1 pseudogene is annotated in these 243 nt (G+C 59.7%); it reads left to right on the forward strand.

Going from position 1 to position 243, the window contains the following annotated elements:
* Window positions 1–213, forward strand: a pseudogene (locus tag SB753_RS40550) (hypothetical protein); the annotation flags it as partial.
* Window positions 214–243: the final 30 nt, after the last annotated feature.

The raw sequence follows: 243 nt of genomic DNA on the forward strand, positions 1-243 counted from the left end.
TGGCTGCTGCGGATGATGGGTTTTGCCGGAGACGAGCCGCACAGCCCGAAGCCAGTGAGGCTGGTCCTCATCGAGGATAAAGAGGCACTGCGCGTCCAGCTTCTGCAATGGGCATCACTTGAGTCGCTGAAGCGCATTCTCGTGTCCCACGGTTCGCCCATCGAAGATAATCCGAATCAAATCCTGCGCGCTCTGGCGAATTCATTGGGTTAACGGTCGGCGCACGACAACCCCGACGGGCGG

Source organism: Paraburkholderia sp. SIMBA_053, from assembly GCF_046534895.1.
Classification (GTDB): Bacteria; Pseudomonadota; Gammaproteobacteria; order Burkholderiales; family Burkholderiaceae; genus Paraburkholderia; species Paraburkholderia caledonica.